Origin of the sequence: Microcystis sp. LE19-41.2A (genome assembly GCF_027530405.1) — a bacterium.
Lineage (GTDB): Bacteria > Cyanobacteriota > Cyanobacteriia > Cyanobacteriales > Microcystaceae > Microcystis > Microcystis aeruginosa.
Window position 1 is genome coordinate 1 of sequence record NZ_JAPZQJ010000625.1, and the last position, 1477, is coordinate 1477.

Here is a 1477-nt window from a genome sequence, read left to right on the forward strand (position 1 = left end):
AATTTGGTTGGCAATCTTACCGATGTCGTTTTTGACCGCGCTGCCCTGAGATCAGCGCTCGACAAAAGCTCACGCCGAGATCCGAACGGTGCGTTCATCCGGCGATGACTGGGTTTTTTAAGCGGTTGCTTACCCGGCCCCCTATTCTTAATAGCATACATCATATAAAGTCGCCCTAAAAGAGCGAGGCTTTAAACCCAATTTTTCGGTAAGTTTTGACGAAATATTGGGTGAGGATGTGTAAATCCGATGTGAATCCCTAGTCAGGGAGAATAATGTAAAGATTTATTAAATTGTAGCGTAGGATACTGTGCGGGGGGTAGAGTGTATTTTTGTTTTCAATAGTTAGGGAGAGATTAAGTTAAGATTTGTGACAAGATCGAGACAAACCAGAATTAATAGTTCCAGTGGTTCAGGGAGATGAACTGATTAGCAAGGGGGACGTTAGCAGTTTCGAGATTGGCGATTGCCTTGACAATTGCCTTGAAGCCCATATTTTTTAAGAGGTTAGCGTTACGGTAAACCGCGAAGATCCCCGAATGGTTTGGATTCGCTTGGTGCAACTCTTCAAAGTCATCGCAGTTATGAGTTAGCAGAATCCGATTTTCCTGTATAGCATAGTCAAGTACGACATTATCTGTGCAGCCAGCCAAACCAATTTCATTGATCGTCAGTACGTCATGACCGGCAGCCGTAAGTAACTTAACCAGAAGTTGGGCTTGCGAGTCCTCATCAAGCAATAATCTTAGACTCAACACTAATCCCCTTTGCTTCCAGACGGTGGCGTTCTTCTTCTGCTTCTTGCTTGAGTAGCTGCTGATTCCTCTCGCAATAGTCAATTGCTTCATAGATGGCAGCCAGGGGTAACTCCCAATTAAGGGCTGCTTCTTGAGGAGTCATGTCATTGACAATCATATCTGACCAGACATCAAAAGCTTTCAGCCTCCTGCCTTGAAAACAAAGCTGTTGTCGCCAGGAATGAGGACGTTTCTCTAAATACTGCCATTGAGTTTTCGCTACGTTGGTAGTCATGCTGATGCCTTGATGAAAGCTGGTATCCCTAGTTTATCCGATTAAAACAGGGGAAACCACCTGAGACTCCTTCCCCTGTGAATCCCTAGTCAGGGAGAAGAATGTAAAGATTTATTAAATTGTAGCGTAGGATACTTTTCGGGGGGGTAGTGTGTATTGTTGTTTTCAATCGCCTTTGGGGTTGGGTGGGGGGGGGAGCCTCTCACCTTTGTAACCCCTAAATCAGGTTTTTATGTCAAGCTATTTTGAAAGCCTTGCTAGAAACCAGTTTTATGGATAACTGGACTTCCCCCATACAGAAATACTAAAAAATCAACGAAACCCTTACTGCATGGGGCTTCTCAGAAAAAATTGAAAAGACGCTACTGGGTACATTTTCCCCTTGAAAATGGCTGTACCGTTGACTGTATCTGGAGTAGAGCGATTCCGTAGAGTTGGCTGTATA

General features: G+C 44.2%; 2 protein-coding genes. Both read right to left on the reverse strand.

All coding sequences use genetic code 11. The features are described from left to right. Window positions 1–395: 395 nt before the first annotated feature. On the reverse strand, window positions 396–758 hold the full coding sequence (locus O9290_RS25705) for a DUF5615 family PIN-like protein (RefSeq protein ID WP_288054954.1): 363 nt from the start codon (window positions 756–758) through the stop codon (window positions 396–398). Continuing rightward, on the reverse strand, window positions 733–1032 hold the full coding sequence (locus O9290_RS25710; RefSeq protein ID WP_002758370.1) for a hypothetical protein: 300 nt from the start codon (window positions 1030–1032) through the stop codon (window positions 733–735). Before O9290_RS25710 ends, O9290_RS25705 begins: the two co-directional genes overlap by 26 nt. Window positions 1033–1477: the final 445 nt, after the last annotated feature.

What these genes read in the sequence shown, in the direction of transcription:
- O9290_RS25710 (WP_002758370.1), bottom strand. Translation starts at nt 1,032, where the DNA reads ATGACTACCAACGTAGCGAAAACTCAATGGCAGTATTTAGAGAAACGT.